Origin of the sequence: Prochlorococcus sp. ALOHA_ZT_50 (assembly GCF_022447305.1) — a bacterium.
Lineage (GTDB): Bacteria > Cyanobacteriota > Cyanobacteriia > PCC-6307 > Cyanobiaceae > Prochlorococcus_A.
This window is the reverse complement of sequence record NZ_JAKVCI010000068.1, coordinates 1-1,758: the sequence shown is the minus strand read 5'-3', so window position 1 is coordinate 1,758 and position 1,758 is coordinate 1. Positions and strand designations below refer to the sequence as shown.

Here is a 1,758-nt window from a genome sequence, read left to right as displayed (position 1 = left end):
GTTGCAGATGAATTTACCTTTGTTGCACCATCTATTGCTGTAGCAGCAAAAACAGCACTACCATCAAGTGTAGTTGTGTCAGAAAAGCTGCCAGCTTCTAACCCATTTTGTTGAACTTCTGAACCGTCAACAGGACCATTAAGATTTGCAATTTCGTCACTAACTTCGTTAATAAACGTTTTGCTACTAAATTTTTTTGAAGATTTGCTGCTACGTACGTAGTCATTCATTTCTTCAATACTAATATCGGATGCCTGTGCAACAACTGGAGTCAATAAACTCAAAGAAGCACCTGCAACCAACATTTGTTGGAAGAGTTTCATTTTACCTCACACTAAAATTACCCATAGAAATGGGTATTTGAATTTTATCGGAGACAACCTTTTTGGGTAGGAATAATAGATTCAACTTCAAGTAACAAATGCTACATAATCTTGAACTTGAGATAGTTATTTAAAAGTGTTTTTTATTAAGGGAAAATTCAAACCATTTCTTTCTTCCATCCAAGAGGATGCAACTTCTCTTGCTAATTTTCGAATCTTTTCAATATATTGTGCACGATCTGTAACTGAAATTACTCCTCTAGCATCAAGAAGATTAAATGTATGACTACACTTCAGAACAAAATCAAGGGCAGGATAAGTTAATTTCTTTTCTATTAAATTATTTGCCTCAGCTTGGTAAATTTCAAATAATTTCCTGAGATTGTCAGCACTAGATTCAGTAAAATTATAAGAGCATTGACTTTTTTCAAATTGAAGCCAAATATCGCTATATTTCAAATCTTTGTTCCAATTTAAGTCCCAGATACTTTCCTTATCCTGCAAAAACATTGCAATCCTCTCTAATCCATAAGTGATTTCAATTGGGATTGGATTACAATCTATACCTCCGCATTGTTGGAAATAAGTAAATTGAGTAACTTCCATTCCGTCCAACCAAACTTCCCAACCTACACCCCAAGCTCCAAGTGTTGGCGACTCCCAATTATCTTCCACAAATCTTATGTCATGATTTCTAGGATTAATTCCAAGAGATTCTAGAGATGTCAAATATTTTTCCTGGATTCCTTCCGGTGAAGGTTTAATTATTACTTGATATTGAAAGTAATGTTGCGCCCTATTTGGATTATCGCCAAAACGTCCATCTGTAGGTCTTCTACATGGCTCTGCATATGCAACACTCCAAGGCTCTGGTCCAATAGCCCTTAAAAAAGTATGCGGATTCATTGTTCCAGCACCCTTTTCGGTATCATATGGCTGCATAATCAAACAACCTTCTTCTGACCAAAAATTATTTAAATTTTGAATTATATCCTGAAAAAACATTAAATTAAAATAGTGGAAAAATTTAGATCAATGCCAGTAGACATAATAACAAAGCTTTAAAGTAAAAAATATTTTGAAATCCAATTCCTCAAAATTATCATCCGGTAAAGCCCTCATAGAATTAGATCCGTGATAAAAAATAAATGAGGAATTAATTATGTAAAAAAATCTAATGGCAATGGTCCAAAAGTATTAGATTCTTTAGCATCTTCGTCATACTGACATGTTATTAAAATTCCTTCTCCAAGACCATTTTCAGATCTGACAAAAACATTACTAGTTTTTTGATTAGCTTTTAAAAAAACACCCCCATCAGCATGAAGGGAACCTAGATTACCAAATTTAATTGAGGAATATTTCTTAGAAATTGATTGTAACGCTTCAATAGCCATATCATCACTAGGTGCCATTATTCCAATTGTTATCCAAT

The 1,758-nt window shown here is 33.7% G+C and carries 2 protein-coding genes and 1 pseudogene; all 3 read right to left on the bottom strand.

All coding sequences use genetic code 11. The features are described from left to right. Positions 1–323, bottom strand: a pseudogene (locus MK115_RS09305) (porin); the annotation flags it as partial. 126 nt (positions 324–449) lie between these two features. Further along, positions 450–1,328: a glycine--tRNA ligase subunit alpha gene (glyQ, locus tag MK115_RS09300; RefSeq protein WP_287610959.1), complete on the bottom strand. Its 879-nt coding sequence runs from the start codon at positions 1,326–1,328 to the stop codon at positions 450–452. A 155-nt stretch (positions 1,329–1,483) separates the two neighbouring features. Further along, positions 1,484–1,758, bottom strand: a 275-nt coding sequence (locus MK115_RS09295) for a DUF1824 family protein (RefSeq protein WP_287610957.1), incomplete at its 5' end; no start/stop codon positions are given.

Bases quoted from the DNA above. Each gene is read 5' to 3' on its own strand.
- glyQ (WP_287610959.1), bottom strand. From the start codon at position 1,328: ATGTTTTTTCAGGATATAATTCAAAATTTAAATAATTTTTGGTCAGAA.